Below are 19684 nucleotides of genomic sequence, written 5' to 3'. Positions count from 1 at the left end.
ATACGAGCCGCTAAGCCCATCACTTTCATCAAACGTTGGACCTTCTTGTGGTTAATCATAAATCCACGATTTCGTAATTCTAAGTGAATACGACGATAACCATAATTCCCGTTATGTTCGTCATAAATGGACTTGATTTCAGCTTTGAGTGCCTTATCCTTCTCCCTTTATTCAATTGTTTTAATTGATAGTAGTCAGTTGAACGACTTAAGTCTAAGATTTCGAGTAACATCGCTAAAGGGAACTCGTTGATTAACTCTTGAACGATTGTTGTTGCTCTTTGAGCTTTGCTTCGTCCTTCAATTGGTATTCTCGCAACTTTTTTAGCACAGCATTCTCCGCTCTAAGATATTCCAATTCTCTTTGAAGACGCTCTAATTCTGTCATCTCTTCTGGTTTCTTTTTCGGTTTACGTCCCATTTTTGATGGTCTCCCTCGTTGTTTCTCAACAATAGTATAACCGTTTTTCTTGTATTGTGCTATCCAGTTCGGAAGCATTCCTCGATTAGGGAGTCCATAATCGAGAGAAACTGATAATTGAGAATACCCTTCAAGAAGAACCTTATCGATAATTTCTTGCTTTAATTCAGGAGAATAGTATCTATTTTTACTTTTCTTAACAATCTCTACGCCATATCGATCCATGAGTCTAACCATATATTTTATATTAGAGATATTAACATCATATAGTTTTCCAATCTTTGTCCATGTCATCCCTTGTTTTTTCAAATGATAAATTGTTAATTGATCTTCATAACTTAATTTCATACAAAAAGCACCCCAATTGTTAGATTTTGTGTCTAACTTTTGGGGTGCAGTTCATTGTCCTGGGTTTAACATTTGACTCTTTTGCTTAAAACTCTATTTCTCCCGTCAAACTGTCTCCTGTAACGGTGACGGTTGTGGTTTCTGCGGTTTTCTTGAGGATGGCTAGCGCACGCCCGATGAAGGTTGTGGTGTCAAGGCTATGGTAATGATCGTTTGGTTTAGGATTTCCAGTGCCAAATCCTAGAACCTCTGCACCTTCTACTGTCAGATGAAGCGTTAGATCTTCATCTCCAATGACCTGACCATTTTGATCTGTATGGGCAATGTCAAGATAAGTCAATTCTTGTCCTTGGTGAGACAGCTCAAGTGTCAATGAAGGATTGGTTTTATCTGCTGTGGCCAAAATTGACTCAGATACCACTTGACCGTCACGATAGAGAACGGCTCTAAGTTCCCCTGGTTGGTAGACTGTTTCAAAACGCACTAGACAGCCCAATTCTTCACCGATAGCTTTTTTCTCAAGCAAAATGTCATCCAAGTAGAGCGCTACTTCATCGCCTTTGGCATAGACTTCAACGACGACTGGTTTTCCTTCAATTCCTGACCAGGTCCATGAATGGGTAGCATCCGATAAGACCCAAGGAGTCTTAATCAGGGTTTTCCCAAAGTGATTGGGATTTTGAACGGCAATGTAAGGTGCCTCACGTAAGCCAAAGACGATTTCACGGTAATAGGACTGGGGACGACAGAAACCAGTAATGTCAATATCACCTGCAAAGGCCAATTGGCATGGGAATTGTGCGCCGAAACCTCCTTCCCCAAAGGCGTAAGCTGGTACACCGACACCCGCTTCACCAATATAATCCCAGCCTGTCCAAGTAAAATCACCAATAACGCTCGGCAATTCCTCAACGATATCCCAGTTTCTAGCAATAGCTGGTGGATAAGTTTCACTTCCGACCATGACGCGGTTTGGATAGGCTTTAGCATCGCCATAATAGCGCGCTGTCATGTAGTTGTATCCAGCAATATCTGTGCTGGCTGTCGCAAACTCAAGGGTTTTCGTAATCGCCGGATGAACCACAATTTTATCCATATTAGTATCTAACAGGGTCATAAAGTCATTGACATTTCCTTCAATTTCAATCCCTTCAGCAGCATTTTGAGCCATAACATCTCCCATGATTTGGCCCATCTTATCGCCTGCGGCAAAGACACCGTTGATACCCGCTAGTGTTGGTCGGCTATCATCAATCGCCTTAATATGATCATGGATTGCTTTCGCCAGTCGACTACCATGAGCTGTTCCAATTTCAGGAATTTCATTTCCAATCGAGTAGAGAATCACACTGGGGTGGTTAAAGTCTGTCTCAACCATCTCTGTCGCATCCTTGCGCCATTGGTCTTCAAAGACAAGGCTGTAGTCAAAATCCCCTTTAAAACGCGTCACATGTCAAAGGTTTCATCCATGACATACAGTCCCAACTCATCACAAGCTTTTAAAAGGGCAGACGAGCATCTACTAAAATAGTCACAAAATCGACAAATTTTATATTCTCCTGTACTTGTCGACGAGCCTTGGACATGTGACCTGGAAACCATTGAATGTTAGCCATGTGTGTAAAATCCTTTCGTATCAAGGGTTTTCAAGCCTTGAGTGTCTTGTTTTGTTTCTAGGCACCAAGCAGGCACCAAACATATCATCACCAAGTCAAGGTATAGCCAAGAATTCTTTGGCTCCCCTCTCGATTAGAGATGACCTGGAAATTACGATAGTGCTTTGACATATCTTTGGTTATTTTAGGAATGATGTTTCCAGAAATATGTCTAGGCTGATAGGTCGGACTGAGGTCAAGATACTCTCGAAATTCATCTAGTGTTAACTCAACACTTCCAACCGTTTTATGCTGTTCGATAAGCTCGTTAATTTTGGCTGAATATTGACAAGACCATTTTTGAAGCCTAGCAAATTGGAATTGATGTGCTTCTGCAAATTTATCAAGGGCCTGAACCGTATGCTCTTGAGATTGTTTCACTCGATGAGTGTAGCCCATCGTTGTCTCATAATTAGCATGCCCAACTCGTGCCATGACATCTGAGATAGCAATAGTCATCTCTTCACTTTGCAAGTAGGAAATGTGCATGTGCCTAAAAGAATGTGGTGTGACATGCTTCATCCATTTGAAACCGTATTTCTGTTCACAGTTACCTATCAATTCTTTTTCTACTCGTGCAAGTACTTCCCTAAATGAGTGAGATGTTATCGGTGAACCATATTCTGTTCGAAAAATACTTTCTGACTTCGTAAAATTGACGTTAGGGTTCTCTATCATGTATTGATTAAATTCTCTGGAACGCTCAATCGCTCTTAAAATAGCCTCACAGGCTACTCTAGGTAACGCAACCTCACGATCAGCATTAAGTGTCTTTGTTTCTCCAAAATGAAAATCAGCCACTCTTAAATCATGATATTGTAAAGCTTTATCAATCGTCAGTACCCCAGTATCTGGATCAAAATCTTCTTCAGTGAATGCTGCTTCTCCAATACGTAAACCTGAGAACAGTAGAACAATCGCTAAATCATAGTAATTTGGATTTCTACGCCTGCTCAGTGTATCAAAGAAAGCATGTAACTCATGAATCTCTAAGAATTTTGCCTCACGGCGTTTCTTAGCTTCTCTCTTCTTCTCCAAAGGAATATCAATTTTTACCACAGACATGGGTGAATAATCAATGACATTATAAAGGACACCATGATTAAAAATTTTATTACAGGTACTCTTGATGTGTGTCATTGTTGATGGCGAAGCATCGTATTTTTCCAAATAAGTTGATAAACTCTTCTTCATCAACATAGGGGTAATTTTTTTAAGCAAGTAGTCATCACCAATGATCTGTCCTAATCGCTTGATAACAAGTTTCTCACGTTTAACAGTCTGGGGCTTAACTGAGACTGCCCAATTTTCAAGCCAGCTTTGCTTTAATTCACCAAAAGTCTTAATTTTTTGGGGATTAAAGCGGTACTCTGTTTGACCTATTAAATTATCGATTTTGTCCATCAATTCCCGCTCTGCTTGCTTACGAGCTCTGGAAGTATTTTTCTCATAGGAGACCACAGCGGTTTTCCATTTATCAGTTAAAGGGTCTTTGTATTTTTCTACTACTTCATAACGAACCTTTCCCTTAGTATTTTCTTTCGTTCTATAATACATCTCTCATCACCTCATTTGTTATTCTGAGAAATCTGAGAATTGCTTAAGGATAGAAATAACCATCTACCATTATAGCACGATTTCCCTTATTTTACCGCTATTCGCTGCTTCCAGCGTAAAAACTCTTCAAATCCATCAAGGTTGATAAAAACCAACTTATGAGTAGGATTAATAACGTATTGTCTAAATTGTCGATGATCTCGCATCTCAGTAATCCAGCGATTCAAGGTGTACTGATTCAATCCTTCCCAGCGTTTCAGAAGAGACTTTTTATCTCCCCATTCTGCTACTGCATTTTCAACAGGCACATATTTTACTTTCACATCTGCCTCCCTATACTCTATAATTTATGACCTCCGTGGGTAGAACTGGTTAGGTTCTACATGGGGATTACACCCGCTGTCCTTTCTCGCTGGCAGCCTAAACGGTTAGAAGTATCATTATCCTCACTTGTTGTCCTGGCAGATAGGTGACCGACCTATTTTATAGCTGATATTGCTCGCTCATATCCTAGCGTATCCGACTAAATTGCTTGACAAGTGAGAAAGTCCCACATTGGTCTATTCAGTTGTCAACGGGCAATAACAAGAACTTTAGTTCCCCTTCACTATATAGAGTGAAAATTTGACAGCTTTTACCCCCCTACTCCAATAATTTTTTGAGATAATTCAAAATTCTATCTCTCCGTCTAGCAACTGTTGAGATAGAAACTTTTTCGGACCGAGAAATTTCACTTAATGTTTTGTCCTCAAAAAACAAGTCCTTGACAAGAGTATACTCATCATCATTAAGCGTAAGCAGAGATTCATACAGTAGCTGCAAGATTTCTTTAGTCTCAATAATCCTTTCAACATCCATTTTCTCATCAGTCATAACACTTATTAATTGACTGTCAATATAATCTGAAAATGGCCTAACACGATATTGGACCTCTAATCGATTAAGATAATTTTCTCGATTTGTCAATCGCCAATACTCACAATATATTTCTTTGGAAACAGGGACTTTTATCCCATTCACATAGATAAAATACTCCATCTTATTTCTCCTTATATAGATTTGATAAGGCAAGAAACGGTGGTGAACGATTTTTCATAAAACACTCTCAATTTTTGGACTTCACTATTAAGAGTGAAAAATCTGGTATTTTTACCAATGTTTTCACAAAAAAATATAAAAAACGATAAAGCAAACTGCTCTATCGCTTAGCTTATTATAGCCGTAAATAATATTAGCACTTAGTTTAGTATTGAGGAAACTAACTCAATCAGATAGTACAAATACACATCAAATAGGATCGTAACTCTCCGCCCCAAAATAGAACTAGAAGAGTTACCATATATCCACTCGAAAAGCTATGTAGAAATATTCTTTTTTACAGACGGTCTGTGCCAACTGCTAAATAACAAATGGCGCATTTCTATTTATAAATTGTCTATCTACATAACCTCTAAAATTCGGGTTATCCATCACTCACCAAACTTTCGTTACGAGCCACTTGTAAACGGAAACAATGTACTTCTTACTAAACCAAGTCGTTTAAGTCTATACATTCATCAAACAAAGATGTTATCTCATTATTCAAATGATGAGTTACAAAAAGTACTGTCTTACCCCTATCTTTTAAAATATCACGTTCGATTTCCTTTCGAATTTGTTCGTCAATTGCAGACGTTCCCTCGTCAATAAGCCAGATTGGTTTGTCCTCCAAAAATAACCTTGCTAGCATAATACGTTGCTTCTGACCACTGGAAATATCAATTTTAGTTTGAGATAAGATAGTATCTAAACCTTGAGGTAATGTATCAATCCATTCCTTCAAATAGACTCGTTCTAAAACATTATCAATATCTGCTTTTGGTATACTTTTACCAAGAGTTAAATTGAAAATTATTGATTCGTTGAATATATGGTCATCAGAAGAAATATAACTTATACTCTCTTGTAAATTCGTCAATGAAAATTTCTCCGCATTATTATTGACAAAATAAATATTTCCTTTTGAAGGATGTAATTCTTGATTAATTATCTTTAATAATGTTGATTTACCAATACCTGATTTCCCAATTATTGCATATTTACGATTGGCATAAAACTCCAATGAGAAATCACTAAATATTGAAGAGTTGCTTCGTTCTAACGATATATTATCTAAGATAAAACTCCCCTTTAATTTTTCACTTTCAATTGATAACGAATTATTTACTTCTACTTCACTCCATTCACTATCAATATTTTCAAACTTTTCAAAAATTTTATTTACTGACTTGAATTCTGCATAGTTTGCAGTTAGTCCCGTCAAGCCTGCAAAAATTATTGAAGAAAAATATTGTGATGAAGACACACCTCCAAGAGGGATAAGTTTGAGGAAATAAAGGCAACCTGCATGAATTAAAATAGTAATTTGACTAATAAAACTTGTACCATTTTGGACAGCCATTAATCCACCTAAAGTTTTAGCATAATTTATTTTTGCAACCGAATACCTATTCGCAAAACTAATAATTTTTGAAGTCATGAAAGAAATCTTATTATTATTCTTTAAATTCCTATAACCCGATAATACATCATCTACCGCTTGAACTAATTCTTCATTTTTTTCGGAAAAAATCAGAGCATTCTTATCCAATTTTGAAGTAAAAATTTTTGGTAGTTTAATCATTGTAATGAAGAAAACAGTAATCGTGAACAGCAACGAAAAATGAAAACTAAGGAATGCAATAATCGCAAAAAATATATTAAGCGACTGCATCAGCATTAGTTCTAATGTTTCGAATCCAAGATCACTTATTGTCTCAATATCATTTGTCATCCATGATAGATATGTAGACTTGTTTTTTTTCTCGTAATTTTCAATCCCCGCTTCTTCTAATTTCAATGAAATATCTTTTCTTATCTCATTACACATGGCTTGAATAGCTTTTTCATTTGCTTTTGACCCTTGATAAATTTGAACAACCCACAATATATTTACTAACAAAATTGCTGTACTGTAAATAATAAACTCTCTCAAGTTAAAATTTACCAGTGTTGTTATTGCTCTGGCACTAAGCATTCCATTTAAAAACACACAGAGTGAATTAATGAAAATCCAAAACAGCCAAATTAAATTTTCTTTCTTACATCTAATTAGATATGTCCTAATATTCAACTTATGTCTCCGTTACAATTTATACCAAAAATCTCTTCACCAATAATTCTTCTTTTAAATTTGAGTGATAGAGTAACCAATGCAATACCAAGCTTACCATCTAGTATTCCCCATTCGCTATACTCTGATAAAACCTCATTATCAAAATAGTTTGATTCTATTAATTTTACAAATTCCTCTGATTCATCGGGCGTTATAACATCACAACACGAATATAACGTGCCAGACAACCCATGACAAAAACTAACATTATTGGTTTTCTTTCTACATCTTACTAATCTTTGAGCTTCCTCCAAAAGCATTTTTAAAAGATCATCTTTAATCACATAATCATTATTTTTTAAAAAAATATAGTGACCATACAATCCATAACACCATGAATAATTTATAGTATCTCTAGAATATATTGGAGTAATTTTCATTGTTTCGTCTATTGCAATGTATTCTGAAATTCTAAAACTTAAGTTACTAAATTGTTTATAAACATTCTCAATAAAATCTAAACTATATCTATAAAAATTGATATTAGAGAAATCAAAAAATGTAAGTGAATTAACAAGTGAAATGATTCCATGCGACATACTAAAATTTATATGAATGTTCCCTTTGGAACGATTTTTTAAACTTTGTCGTCCTGCTTCTACTGTTGTAGCTATTTCATAAATTCTCAATTTATCAAAAATTTCTACTATTTTTTCCATCAAATCATTCGGAAGACGGAACCTCCGATTATATGTTTTTAAAGATGTGAAATAGATTAGTCCACCAGCTAGTCCATAAATTATATCTATATTTTCACTGCGTTGAAAGTCTTCTATCTTATCCTCCAAAAAGGTTCGAATGATACTTTCCGCAACTAAATTTAATTCTTGTGATAATTGTTCAAATATTTCGTTATTTGAATACCTGCTCCACAAATTTAATACAAAAGCAAAACCAAGCGGTCCAGACCACAAGCCTCTATTTTCCCTATTTACAACAAAATTTAGGTTCGTTTTTCGTATTACACTTATGGCAAGCTCCTCGTAGTATATATTCTTATCTATTGAATATAGATTAAGTAGTAATAACAAATATCCTGATGTACCATTTAATAGTGAAATATCTTCAAAATTAGAGAAATTCTCTAAACAATCCTTAATAGATATTAATTCTAATTCCGTTTTTTGCTGCATTGAGCACCTCTAAAATATAATTTCTATACCTAAATTCTAAATCCAAATCACCAAATAATCTATTGAAGTGCATATGTAATAGACTATCAGCTAGCTGTTCATATGGTACTGTTCGCTGATTTATTATCAATTTCAGTAAATCTTTACACTCTTTATATGATTTTAGTTCTTGGCATCTAGAATAATAGTTATTATTTCTCAATTCAGATTTTATTAAGTTAGCTTCAGATTTATCCAATTTATTGGATTTTTGTCGAAAAATAAATTCCTGATTTTCTATTTTTTCTAAGAAAGGTTGTAATAAACCTATCGCCACATAAACATTAAGACTTTTGAACTCAGTGTTTCTTAAGCTACCTCTTAATTTTAAAATATCTAAGCATAACTTAGAATCCAGCATAAAGAATTTTTCAATTAGGTTATAATTGCCATCCCCATATCTTTCATACTCCCGTTCATATGGGCAAATAGAATAATCATCAATGTATTCTAAAGTTAATGCTGTACTGATAAAAGAAAAGACTTCTTGTATAGAATTAGCACCATTACTATGAAGATATATCCTCAGCCTGATATGTGGTCTGTCATCTTGATACCTTATATAGAACCAATTAGAAATACTATTTGTTGCAACATAATCAGCTATGTACTCTAAAAGATAATTTTGTAAATTTTTAGAACAATATAATTTAGCGTAAAACCACCCTTCACCATCCAAAAGACTTTGAAATCTATCTTTATTATCTATAATAGGATTTATATGGTAATCACTAACCTCTAAATTATTATCAAATAATGTAAATGTTAGTTCAGACGCAAATCTACCCTCTGGTGATCTACCATATATAAATCCTAAATCTTCATAAATTTCAATCATTTCCTCTCTTCTAAAGATTTCTTCCAATAATTCCATATCAATACATCTATTAGTATCAAGGTTTAATATTTGATCATTTATTGCCAAAGCAAACTGACTAGGTACACCGTTTCTATTTAAAAATTCCAACAGAGAGTCAGAGGAACTCTCCTTATATAGCTTTTGGTGCAATGTCCACTTCTCAGGTATAATAATAATTTTATTGAAAACAATTCTTTTTTGATGTACAGGTGATAATGATTCTAATTTTGATAAAAAGCCACCTATTCGGTCGGTCTGTGAGTTAAGTAAACCTAAAAATTTTATATAATCATTGCTCAAATCTAAGTTCATCATACCTCTCATATCCACAATAATTCTATTTCCAATATTATCATGTAAGTAAAATTCATGATCACTTGATATTCCAACATATACCTCTGATAAAGATAAATCTGTATCATTATTCTTATATGTATTTATAACAATATTATTTTTGTAGTGATTCTTATTTGCTGTAACCACATTCTTTATTTTCTTATCCTTTGGATAGTATATGATTCCATGAGTAAATGAGGAGGTTTCATTCAACTCTAGAAAATCAAATCGACCATGATATCCTCTTGGAGTTCTAGAATACGCTGAACGTCCTAACGAAAATATGATGTTTTTATCACTTCCATATATGTTAAAATTTAAATCAAATCCTCTTATATTTTCATTACGTTTTGCATTTTTCAACCTTGCTAAGTTAAATACTTCGTCTTCGTCAAATTCATACAAAGTCTTTAATTCATCTTCCCATAACTTTTCTTCTCTTAGATTTTGATCAATTACAATATCCTTACTAAATGGAGAACCAAGTCCCTTAATATCATCGAATAATTCAACAAGATTTACAGACTTATAATAACCATAACGTTCGGAGAATATATCTTTATATTGTTCAACCTGAAGTCTATCTCTGCTATAGGATTTATTAAAATCAGACATGATAAAGTCTGCAAATTTTGTTATATCTCGAATTTTATCATTTGATAATGAAATTGAGCTTTCACTTGATAGCTTTTCATTGATTATATATTTTTCAGAAGTGTCTATCTCTTTTAATAAATAATCTATCTTTTCTAAAATATCCAGACTTTTACTTTTAGAATATGAATCCATTAATTGCAAAAGACTACCTAAATATTCAATAGATTTAAAATGTTTATGTGATGTCTCCATAAGTTGCAGGACAGTGTCAATATTCATATCAAGAGGATATATATTGAGAATTATTAGCTTTTGTTTAAGAAGCTCTTTTATAAAATCTATTAATAACGATTCGGAGTACTGAGGGAATTGAGAAGTTAAAAGAATAATTAAATCTGATAATGTATAACTGCTCTTCATTAAAGATTCAACAAGCAAGTTTAGCACATCATTTTTGTAAAAATATAGTCTATTTCCCTCTCTTTCATCTTCAATGATCGATGGTAGATAAAAATCAAGAAAATGTTTTCTATTTTGTATTGCAGCGTTCAAATAACACTTCAAATCACTTTTTTTGAAATCTAGTTTATCCAATATTTCATAATAGAAATAATCTAAAATTTCGGGTGATAAATATATATAACTTTTTGTACTTCCTAATGTTTTTAAACAATCTTCACCAGATTTTTTATGTAAATCAACCTTACCAATTTTTGCAAAACTTCCAAACGGAGTTGCTCTATAGGCCGCTCTTAATATATATTTATAAAGTGATATACAAAGTTTTCTTTGTTTTTTGATACTATAGTTTCTAATATTTTGCAAATTTGAAATAAACACTGGTGAGGCAATATAAATTGCTTTTTTTAATTCTTTGTTTACTAGTACTTGATCAACAAAATGAATATAATCTTCTCTTACGAAGTAATGGTCTAATTTTTGTATTAATTTCTCTATATCATTAATCTGGAAGTTACTTACTCTTACTATAGCATCGTTGGATATTATCATAAAATCTCTCTCCTAAAAAAGTATCTATTCTTAGTTATACAAATAATACATTTCTATTTGTTAATAACAAGAACAGATACTCTTTACTTTTTTCACAATTTACCAGATTGCAATAAATTATGAAAATCATTTAAAATTGCAATTTTTTTAATGACAGCTTGGTGTTGAAGAACATCCACCTGAACCGCCTGTATGCTTCATTTTCTGTTCAGACTGTCCAATAGACAACGTTTTAGTATCGATTTTAAGCGTTACCAACAACTCATTTTTTACATTTTCCATGCGGAATACCTCCAATATTTTTTTAACTATGTGAGCAATCTGTTTTCTACCATAGCTTTCCACTAAGTATTAATCCGATTTAGGTAATACTTAGTGGAAAACTGGGGAAACAATTCAATTATTACATCTCCCCAATATTTCCTATCTATTTACTTGGACCATTAGCTGGACCTGGATCAACACCATTATGAACTGAAGAACGTGTAATTGGACTCCTTACAAATGCAAGAGAGAGCAACAAAGTAATAATAAAGAATTTAGATAATCGTTTCATCGTAACTGCTCCTTAATTTATTTTTTCAATTATAGCTCTCTAAAAACATTTTGTCAATAACTTTTTATGTCTATTTTGCATTTTTTTTTTTTTTATGTAAATAAAATATAACAAAAAAAGGAAATATAATCAATTGATACATATGGAGGTGGCAGTTTAGTATTAGTTAAGCTCTACGTTAATATGTAATCGGACTAGGCTAAATAAAGACATATTCTGGTTATAAACACTGTAATCTAATAGGAAAAAGACAAGTAAAGATTAGTATGAGGCTCAACTTCATCAGCATCACCCTCCTAAAATACAACAAAAAATCACACATAAACAAGACGGGGACTTAAATTACTATAAATCTCCGCCTGGTTTATATGTGAAATATTTTTATCTAATTTTTCTACCTGTTATTTATACTTACAAAATACCACTATTAAGCTGAAAAGTTTTCATACAAGTACCTACTTAACTCTAAACTCATCTTCTCGTTGTTAGCTAGTTGAAAAAGAAACTGCGATCGTTGATAGTATGCTTTTACCTGTTCTTTCTCATGAAACCCTTCGCTTATATTACCTAATAAACAATATAATTCCGCTAACAGAAACCTTGATTGATAATCGTTACAGACTTCTATAGTCTCAAGAGTTTCTATAATTGCCTGCTCTGTTCTATTACCTAACAACCATAATTGCCGACAATAATTATATCTAATTTTGATTAAGTTCTTCAAGTTCTCTATTTTAGATAAATCACTTCTTCTCAACTCAGCTACTATCTCTAAAAAAACTTGTTCTAATTCTATAAAGTTTGAACCCTTTTCTTCCAATAAAAAATTTAATAATGTATTCTTTAGATAAAGATGAGAATCTATTTGACTACCTATTTGAGAAATTATTTTTCTCAATTTTTTTAAGCCCTCTTTTTGTTTATTATCATGGTAGAACAAAACTAAAGATTCAATCCAGGTAAGATATATTTTATCAGCAATAGAATATTTTATCGATTTTTGAGTAGATAATTCCAAGTCAAGTATATACTTAACTGATGCAAAATCCTGTAATGCAATATATTTTTCTAATATTACTTTTAGTTGTGTAATCTGAGAAATCTCTGCAGTCGTTGTCTTATCATAAAAATAGTCTAATTTAACATCTAATCTCTGAGACAGTGAATGTAACAAATCTGAATTTGGAACATATTTCCCCTGTTCAATTCTACTAATTTTCGCCTGCTCACATAATCCTTGAGCAAGTTCAGTTTGTGATAAATTAAGCTCTAAACGACGCTCTCTCATTCTCGTTGCCAGTAAACTATTCACATATTACTCCTTATATTTGATTTAATGCAGTGAACTACTGCCAAAGTCCAAGTTATGCACTTAGAATAAGTCATTCCGAAACAAGATTACCTGCCAGTGAGTTTGGACTTGTGGAGATTATCTAGTATAAGACACTACAATACCTCCATCACTCATGTCATCAAAAGTTCATCCGAATCCAACCTTATTTACTTAACACAATTATACAATATTTAATCTACCAAACCTTAACTCTATCAGTTTCACATCTCCACATAGAATCTCCTTGGCCAACTCCAAATGTCTCATGAAACTCTTTAAGATTAGATAGTGGGACGTTAACTCTCTCCTCATTGGGAGAATGAACATCTAAAACTTCTTGAATTTCACCATACTCCTTATTCAATATTGATCGATGACATCTTGCAAAGGTTGTGAAAAAATCTTCCAAGCTATATCCTTCTCTACCAACCAATGAATTAAGTGAGCAAATCAGGCCCGCTAAGTCAGCTAAATCTTCCGAAATAGTCATCTTATTAACTAAACTTTTATCTTTTGCAAGGCATTGTTTATTGAATTTGCTAGAAATTTTCATCAACTCTTGGTAATCAGAATCTAACCACCAGCTTCCTCTATTCCCATCCGCATCAAACATTGAGCCATTTAAATCAAAAGCATGTGAAATTTCATGTGCAATGAGAGTACCTAAGCCACCATAATTTTGAGACAAAGTATAGTCAGCAGAAAAAAAAGGTTCATTAAGTATAGCAGCTGGAATGATTATCATATTTCTTCTGAAATCATATAGAGCATTTACTGTATGTGCTGAAATATTCCACTGATTTTTATCGATTGGTTTATTCCATTGCTTCCACATATAGCTAATAGAATCTGCGAGAATCATTTGCATATTTTCAATTAAAGTTTTATCTAAATTTATTTTTTTAAATTGATATGTAGGTGGCAAATTACTTGGCTTCCCAACTTGAATATTCATTTTATCCAATTTTTCTAAAGCTATTTTTTTAGTACTAGCTGATAACCAAGTATTTGCTAAAAGCTCTTTTCTATACTCTTCTATAAGATCTTCAACTATCCTTTCAACCCTTAAAAAAATATCCTCTGAAAAAAAATTATCCGCATACCAATTTCCTATAGCTTGCATATATAAAGATTGTGCTAAGTAGAATGCTTCTTTATCTTTATTTCTTACTTCTTTAATTCCATAAAGGTATCTTCCAAATTCACCAGAAGAAATACGAATTTCTTCAGTTAAATAAGCAGCGTAAGTAAGGATTACCTGATAAATCAGTAATGATTTTATATATTTCCAGTTCTCAGAACAAAAAATTTTTCTTGAATTTTTCCAAAACTTCTCTTCAGCCACTATGATAACATCAGGTATTTCCCCTATTAAATCATAAAAGTAGCTTCCAAAATCAATTTCTTCATTCCAACTATTGAATTCAGAAAAAGGATATATATTATAAATATTGTTATAATCGGACATTTCTTCTTTAGAAATATTTAACTCAGATACTATTCTATCTAAATAGATAATATCATCCAGCATGCTCTCTGCTTCTGCTAATTCGAACCCAAAATTTGAAATTAAATTAAGCTGGCACTGTCTCCATTGTTGAAGTAGATTATTGCCATATTGATACTGCTCTGTATAAAATAATGTATCTGGTAATATAGTTTTTAGGCCCCAAGCCCAAAGTACATTTGTATTTGACTTTTTAAAATCTGGCTCAATTGAAAAAGGCATTAAAGAAGGATTACCAGACAACTCTAATTCTGGCAGTTTGACAATAAAATCAGCAAAACTTTCTATTCCTTGATACAAATCTAAAATTTTTTTTATTGGCTCTATGCCAATTTTATCTCGTTTTTCAAAGTCAGATATGAGTGTATAGTATTTAATAAATTCAACCATATAATCATCACTGGTAACATGTTCATTCATATCTATAAAATTATCTTTAGATACAGACAAAAACTGTTGAATTTTTTTTTCAATATCTACTTGAATTTCTGTAAATGAATCCATTTCGGCTAAATCAGATGGTATTGTAGCTGACTTTTCCCAATTCTCATTTACAAATCTATAAAAATTATTATTTGCAGTCATCGTATCTCCTTGAGTTTTGATAAATTTTTCAGGTACAATCTTATCACAAAAGAATTATTAAAGCAACAAAATAGGAAATATAGCTATACATCTATAGAGATATATGTTAAAATAGATGTATAGTTTATCTATTTAATCAAAAATAACATACATCAAAAATAAGAAAGTAGTATTATAGACAATGATTAGTGCATTTTCGATTGACGATAAAGAAAGTAATATAGCTCGAATTATCTCTGAACACCGTAGTGAATACATACTCGGATTTCAAAGCAATGATACACAAAAAATCAACAAACTTAGTTTAAAAAAACAGCTTTATTATGTAGGAGACTTTATTAAGTATTCTGTTACAAATAACTCTATTTCAAATATAGAATTGTTGCCTCGTAAAAATGTAATTTGTAAATCTAGTAATATAACTGCAAAGAGCTATAATTTCTCTGAATCTAATCAAATTTTAGCCACAAATGTTGATCAACTCTTTATATTTATTCCTCTGGATAAAAATTTTTCTCTATCAAAAATTGAAAGATACATTTTAGTCTTTTCTCAACAAAATGTTGATTTAACAATTGTGCTAAGTAAAAAGGATCTTTTTTCAAATTATAAAGAATATCTATCTAAAGTTAAACAATTATATCCTAAAATTAATATTTGTCCTATTAGTTTATATGATGAATTATCTATCAAAAAATTCAGAGAATTACTAATTCCTGGTAAGACAGGTATGTTTATTGGAGCATCGGGAGCAGGAAAATCTAGTTTACTTAACCACCTTCAAACAAATTATACTGCAAGGGTTAATAATGTTCGAAATGACTACAAAGGAAAACACACAACAACTAGTAGTTTAATCATTTTCTGTCCAGAGATAGAATACAATATTATTGATACTCCTGGTTTTAAAGGTATTGATACAACTTTAAGTGTCGATACAAAAATATTATTTGAAGAAATAGAAGAATATGCCAAATATTGTAAATTTAACGATTGCTTACACCTTACTGAACCTAAATGTGCAGTAAAAGAAGCTATCAACAATGGTATTATTAAGCCAGAAATACTTGAAAGATACCACTATAACATTAAAAAGCTCGAATTATTATCTAAAAGAAGAGCAAGTTGGAGATTATAATTTACAAAAATATCCCACAGCTGCCTCATCAAAAACTTCTGGTTATCAGGTAATTCTGATAACTTTTTATTTTGTTCTATATCTAATTTGTAACCTTAACTACTTAACTTTATTTCCAATTCTTTAGCAATTACATATCCGAGTGAATATCTAAATCTCCTTGATAGATAGTCTTCATCCTTGTTTTCATATCAAGACTATCTAACTTTAATTGAATAGCCCATAATCTGAAAACTTTTTTACGTTGGTTATATTCCGATAATCTTCAAAGTTGACTCTGTCTACAAACTTCTCCAACCGTCTCACTCGATACTCATAGTCATCTATAGCTGCATTCATTTGGTCTTGAATATCTTCAATCTCCTTATCCACCTGCTCCAGTTTGATATCTGGTGTCAGATTCATCTTGGCATAATCATATCGGGCCAGCCGTTTGTTTTCTGGGTCGGAGTTATTAAGATTGAGCAGGACTTCTGCTACTTTGTTGAGATGAGCGACCTTATCCTGCAACTCCGTGATGGTCAAATCCAGCTGGGCGATGTCCTTGATTAACTCATCTTTGACTTCCTGATAAGATTTGTTGTTGATGTCTAATTCAATAAGAAGATTAAGCTCTGCTATTTTCTCTTTGAGACTGGCCATAGTCGGGCGTCTGCGTTTAGGGATATGCTTGCTGTCATGAGTGAGTTGACGGATTAGTTCACGTCCTCGCATGTAGCGGTTGAAATCAGAGTTCTCTTTATTGTAGATAAAAAACTGGGCTGTCTCTCGGATAAAGACATGGTAGGACTTGCCCTGCTCGCTCTCATGAATATCCAAGTTACGGTTTGGGATAAAGACCAAGCCGTTTTTTTTGACGCCGTAAGTCATTCTGATAAAGATGCCGTCCTTGACCAACTTGTCAATCTGGTGGTCTGCTAGAACAACTTCAAACTCCTGAATCTTATCTCGCTTCTCCTTGAAATCCTTGTAGACTACCAAGAGTTCCTCACTAGGGAGCTTGTCCTCGTCCTGCTCTTCTTGGTAGGATTCAAAGTCTGAGACCAGATTAGTCAAATCAGGATCTGGTATGATGTCTCTGTTATCAAAATACTCTTCAAAAAACTGGACATCGTAGAGGTGTTTTGTGCTGACCTTTTTATTCTCAATGGAAATGGTTCGGTCGTCCTCTTTCAAGGTAAAAGTCACATGCTTTTTCTTCGGAGAAATTTTTAGATTTAACTGCTCTGCTATTTCCAAAAGATGAGAGAGGTCACGTGCTCTGGGCAAGATAAAATCCAGTCGCTGCTCAATGGCTCGTTTGGCAAAATGCTCTCGGAAATAGTCCTCGGTGTAGGGCTGTCGCTTATCCAGCTGATTGCCGCGAATGACCTGCTTCATGTCTCGATCGGTCATGAAAAATCTGGCGTGCTTGCGAGAGAAGTCCATCTCCACGTTTAGAGCGGGAGCCTTGGCCATAAAGTCCTCAAAGTTCTTGCTGTTCTCCATGAGAAAATAGAGCCGTTGCTTGAGTTCAAACTTGTGATTGGTCTTACGGTAAGTTTCAAACTGCTCATGCGAATAGCGATTGGGCGGAATAATCTTTGCACCTGCTTCCTTGGCTAAGCGGTCAGAAATCATGCGAAGATTTCTCTCCTGGGCATAGTCCCATTTGAGTTTTTTGTCTGAATTGAGGTCAATGGAATTTATCAGGATATGATTGTGCACATGGTCTCTGTCTGTGTGGGTTGCGACGATGAAACGAAAGTTGCCCCCTGTTAATTCCTTGATGGTCTCGTAGCCAATGCGGTTAATCTCTTCTGGTGTCAGCTTGTCTTCAGGAGAGAAAGACTGAATCAAGTGATGGGCGTGGATTTTGGTCTGCTTGATTTGCTGGCGGTCGTTTCTGGAATCATAGAGCCGATCATTATTGGTCAAGTTTGCCTGATACATCTCCACCAGCTCTTCATAGCTGGGAAAGTCTAGGTAATTGCTCATGCCAAAATCAGAAACTAGCTTCAGCTGCTTCGTCTTTTCTGGATTGAGAATGTACTTGATAAGGCTCTTGCGATACTTGGTGCTATGCACCGCAAAATGTTTAGTGACGACCATAAAACTCCCTTAGCTGCTGGCATTTAAGGTTAAAGTCGCTTTCAACTTCTTTAATCAATTGACCAATGCCCTGCACCAAGAGCTCACGGTCACTTGATGTTAAAAGATGAGTTTGGTTAACGGTTCGTGCGATTTGATTGAGGTTATTTCCGATACGTTTCAGTTCAAAGACCAGGTCGTCATAGTTACTGGTATCAATGGTCAGAAAGGTCATGTTAGGATTGAGCAGCACCTTTCTGGCATAAGCAGAGAAATTTTTACAGCTACTTTGAGCAATGCGGTCATTGAGGTTAACCAACTCCTGGTCCGTCAGAAACACTTTTTTGAGATTAGTGCGGTAACGATTTTCCATGCCTAACCTCCCATGTACTTGTCACGAAAATCTGGACTGAGTGGGATAGACTTCTCTACTTCAGCCATCAGCTCTTGCACACAGGTTAGGATAATTCGTAAGTGCTCTGCCGTGACCTGCTGGGTCTGTTCGGCCATGATAGTCACTTGTAAAATGTCTCGACTGATTTGTTCAATCTTCTGGGACTGCCAGAGGGCAAACCAGTCAGTCACCGACTGCCTCCCTTCAACTAAATCCATTAGCTTTTGACGGACAAAGGGTGAAAACTGGTCAGCGTGTTCCTGTTTCATCAGCTCTTGAATCTGCTCCAGTTCCTCTGGGGTTAGATTGATTTCCTTACGGATAATGCGATAGTGGTCTGCCATCTCGTTATACTCCTTCTCTACTTGCCCCTATCGGGTCAGCCCCGATACCGTATGGGATACGGGTGCTTCCAAAAAGCCTCAACGCTTCGCTTTTCGGCTTTTGCGAGCTCAGTTATTGTGTCCACAATAACCCAAAATCTAATCGCCAGCTGAACCAAAACCTTACAGGTTTGTCAGCCGACGATAAGAAACTATGGTGGCTTCGCCCCCAAACCCCCAAACAAAAATCAAGGGTTGATTTTTTTACTTAGATAGAGTGTAACAAGACAGAGCTGGAAAAATTATCACAGGAAAAGAAAAAGAGCCATTGAGCTCTCAAAAAATTTCTGAAATAGCTTAACCTAAAACTTCAAAATCATCACTATCATCAGCTTCACCTGTTAGACACGTGAAACACATGTGGCTCCCTACTAGTGCACTCCCTGCTACCCAAATAGGAGCTCCACAATTCATACACCTTGCCCCTCCTTCTTTTTCTTCAAGTACTGCACGCAGGGTTTCTTCAAGCTCTTTGGGATTGATGTCTGGATTATTATTGATAGTCAATTCGACAAATTTTTTGATTGAAATAGGAGTCAATGCTTTACCTCCGTCCTGATTCTATTTCTA

Annotated in this window: 16 protein-coding genes and 2 pseudogenes; 1 reads left to right on the top strand and 17 read right to left on the bottom strand. The window is 34.1% G+C overall.

What is annotated here, in order from left to right:
* From ACFORF_RS09990 to ACFORF_RS09930, 13 genes and pseudogenes are all read right to left on the bottom strand, one after another.
* Window positions 1–768: pseudogene (locus tag ACFORF_RS09990) on the bottom strand (IS3 family transposase); the annotation flags it as partial.
* Window positions 769–853: 85 nt separating this feature from the next.
* A complete protein-coding gene (locus ACFORF_RS09985) occupies window positions 854–2218 on the bottom strand; it encodes a DUF4982 domain-containing protein (RefSeq protein ID WP_380427810.1) in 1365 nt (454 codons plus the stop codon).
* Between the two features lie 55 nt (window positions 2219–2273).
* Window positions 2274–2384 (bottom strand): annotated as a pseudogene (gene rbgA, locus ACFORF_RS09980) (ribosome biogenesis GTPase YlqF); the annotation flags it as partial.
* 87 nt (window positions 2385–2471) lie between these two features.
* Window positions 2472–3980, bottom strand: coding sequence for a tyrosine-type recombinase/integrase (locus ACFORF_RS09975; protein WP_380427808.1), 1509 nt, complete (start codon window positions 3978–3980; stop codon window positions 2472–2474).
* Window positions 3981–4066: 86 nt separating this feature from the next.
* The gene (locus ACFORF_RS09970) at window positions 4067–4303 is read right to left on the bottom strand and encodes a DNA-binding protein (protein ID WP_155963033.1); all 237 of its coding nucleotides are present in this window, start codon (window positions 4301–4303) and stop codon (window positions 4067–4069) included.
* Window positions 4304–4622: 319 nt separating this feature from the next.
* Window positions 4623–5018, bottom strand: a complete 396-nt coding sequence (locus ACFORF_RS09965) for an RNA polymerase sigma factor (protein WP_380427806.1) — start codon at window positions 5016–5018, stop codon at window positions 4623–4625.
* A 487-nt stretch (window positions 5019–5505) separates the two neighbouring features.
* Complete coding sequence (locus tag ACFORF_RS09960) at window positions 5506–7131, bottom strand: ATP-binding cassette domain-containing protein (RefSeq protein ID WP_380427804.1); 1626 nt, start codon at window positions 7129–7131, stop codon at window positions 5506–5508.
* A complete protein-coding gene (locus tag ACFORF_RS09955) occupies window positions 7128–8306 on the bottom strand; it encodes a lanthionine synthetase LanC family protein (protein WP_380427802.1) in 1179 nt (392 codons plus the stop codon). Before ACFORF_RS09955 ends, ACFORF_RS09960 begins: the two co-directional genes overlap by 4 nt.
* Entirely contained in the window at window positions 8269–11148 is a 2880-nt protein-coding gene (locus tag ACFORF_RS09950; RefSeq protein ID WP_380427800.1) for a thiopeptide-type bacteriocin biosynthesis protein, read from the bottom strand. Before ACFORF_RS09950 ends, ACFORF_RS09955 begins: the two co-directional genes overlap by 38 nt.
* A 147-nt stretch (window positions 11149–11295) precedes the next feature.
* On the bottom strand, window positions 11296–11430 hold the full coding sequence (locus tag ACFORF_RS09945; protein WP_380427798.1) for a hypothetical protein: 135 nt from the start codon (window positions 11428–11430) through the stop codon (window positions 11296–11298).
* A gap of 145 nt (window positions 11431–11575) precedes the next feature.
* Window positions 11576–11704: a hypothetical protein gene (locus tag ACFORF_RS09940; RefSeq protein WP_380427796.1), complete on the bottom strand. Its 129-nt coding sequence runs from the start codon at window positions 11702–11704 to the stop codon at window positions 11576–11578.
* 427 nt (window positions 11705–12131) lie between these two features.
* Complete coding sequence (locus tag ACFORF_RS09935; protein ID WP_380427794.1) at window positions 12132–13016, bottom strand: helix-turn-helix domain-containing protein; 885 nt, start codon at window positions 13014–13016, stop codon at window positions 12132–12134.
* A 217-nt stretch (window positions 13017–13233) separates the two neighbouring features.
* The gene (locus ACFORF_RS09930) at window positions 13234–15129 is read right to left on the bottom strand and encodes a M13 family metallopeptidase (protein WP_380427792.1); all 1896 of its coding nucleotides are present in this window, start codon (window positions 15127–15129) and stop codon (window positions 13234–13236) included.
* A 181-nt stretch (window positions 15130–15310) separates the two neighbouring features.
* Between ACFORF_RS09930 and rsgA the strand changes: the two genes are divergently transcribed.
* A complete protein-coding gene (gene rsgA / locus ACFORF_RS09925; protein ID WP_380427790.1) occupies window positions 15311–16267 on the top strand; it encodes a ribosome small subunit-dependent GTPase A in 957 nt (318 codons plus the stop codon).
* Window positions 16268–16474: 207 nt separating this feature from the next.
* Here rsgA and ACFORF_RS09920 read toward each other — a convergent pair whose 3' ends face one another.
* From ACFORF_RS09920 to ACFORF_RS09905, 4 genes are all read right to left on the bottom strand, one after another.
* Window positions 16475–18358, bottom strand: a complete 1884-nt coding sequence (locus ACFORF_RS09920) for an SAG1250 family conjugative relaxase (RefSeq protein WP_380427788.1) — start codon at window positions 18356–18358, stop codon at window positions 16475–16477.
* Window positions 18345–18710 (bottom strand): plasmid mobilization relaxosome protein MobC, encoded by a 366-nt coding sequence (gene mobC, locus ACFORF_RS09915; RefSeq protein WP_380427786.1) that lies wholly within the window; start codon window positions 18708–18710, stop codon window positions 18345–18347. The genes ACFORF_RS09920 and mobC overlap by 14 nt, the downstream gene beginning before the upstream one ends.
* 2 nt (window positions 18711–18712) lie before the next feature.
* Entirely contained in the window at window positions 18713–19075 is a 363-nt protein-coding gene (locus tag ACFORF_RS09910; protein WP_380427784.1) for an SAG1252 family conjugative relaxosome accessory protein, read from the bottom strand.
* 336 nt (window positions 19076–19411) lie between these two features.
* Complete coding sequence (locus ACFORF_RS09905) at window positions 19412–19654, bottom strand: ADP-ribosylation factor GTPase-activating family protein (protein ID WP_043026249.1); 243 nt, start codon at window positions 19652–19654, stop codon at window positions 19412–19414.
* Between the last annotated feature and the right edge of the window lie 30 nt (window positions 19655–19684).

The organism is Streptococcus caprae, from assembly GCF_042649745.1.
GTDB classification, from domain to species: domain Bacteria; phylum Bacillota; class Bacilli; order Lactobacillales; family Streptococcaceae; genus Streptococcus; species Streptococcus caprae.
This window is presented reverse-complemented; position numbering and strand designations above follow the sequence as displayed.

Coding starts and splice junctions, on each gene's coding strand:
- ACFORF_RS09930 (WP_380427792.1), bottom strand. CDS start 15,129: ATGACTGCAAATAATAATTTTTATAGATTTGTAAATGAGAATTGGGAA.
- ACFORF_RS09945 (WP_380427798.1), bottom strand. CDS start 11,430: ATGGAAAATGTAAAAAATGAGTTGTTGGTAACGCTTAAAATCGATACT.
- ACFORF_RS09965 (WP_380427806.1), bottom strand. CDS start 5,018: ATGGAGTATTTTATCTATGTGAATGGGATAAAAGTCCCTGTTTCCAAA.
- ACFORF_RS09920 (WP_380427788.1), bottom strand. CDS start 18,358: ATGGTCGTCACTAAACATTTTGCGGTGCATAGCACCAAGTATCGCAAG.
- rsgA (WP_380427790.1), top strand. CDS start 15,311: ATGATTAGTGCATTTTCGATTGACGATAAAGAAAGTAATATAGCTCGA.
- ACFORF_RS09940 (WP_380427796.1), bottom strand. CDS start 11,704: ATGAAACGATTATCTAAATTCTTTATTATTACTTTGTTGCTCTCTCTT.
- ACFORF_RS09910 (WP_380427784.1), bottom strand. CDS start 19,075: ATGGCAGACCACTATCGCATTATCCGTAAGGAAATCAATCTAACCCCA.
- ACFORF_RS09950 (WP_380427800.1), bottom strand. CDS start 11,148: ATGATAATATCCAACGATGCTATAGTAAGAGTAAGTAACTTCCAGATT.
- mobC (WP_380427786.1), bottom strand. CDS start 18,710: ATGGAAAATCGTTACCGCACTAATCTCAAAAAAGTGTTTCTGACGGAC.
- ACFORF_RS09955 (WP_380427802.1), bottom strand. CDS start 8,306: ATGCAGCAAAAAACGGAATTAGAATTAATATCTATTAAGGATTGTTTA.
- ACFORF_RS09975 (WP_380427808.1), bottom strand. CDS start 3,980: ATGTATTATAGAACGAAAGAAAATACTAAGGGAAAGGTTCGTTATGAA.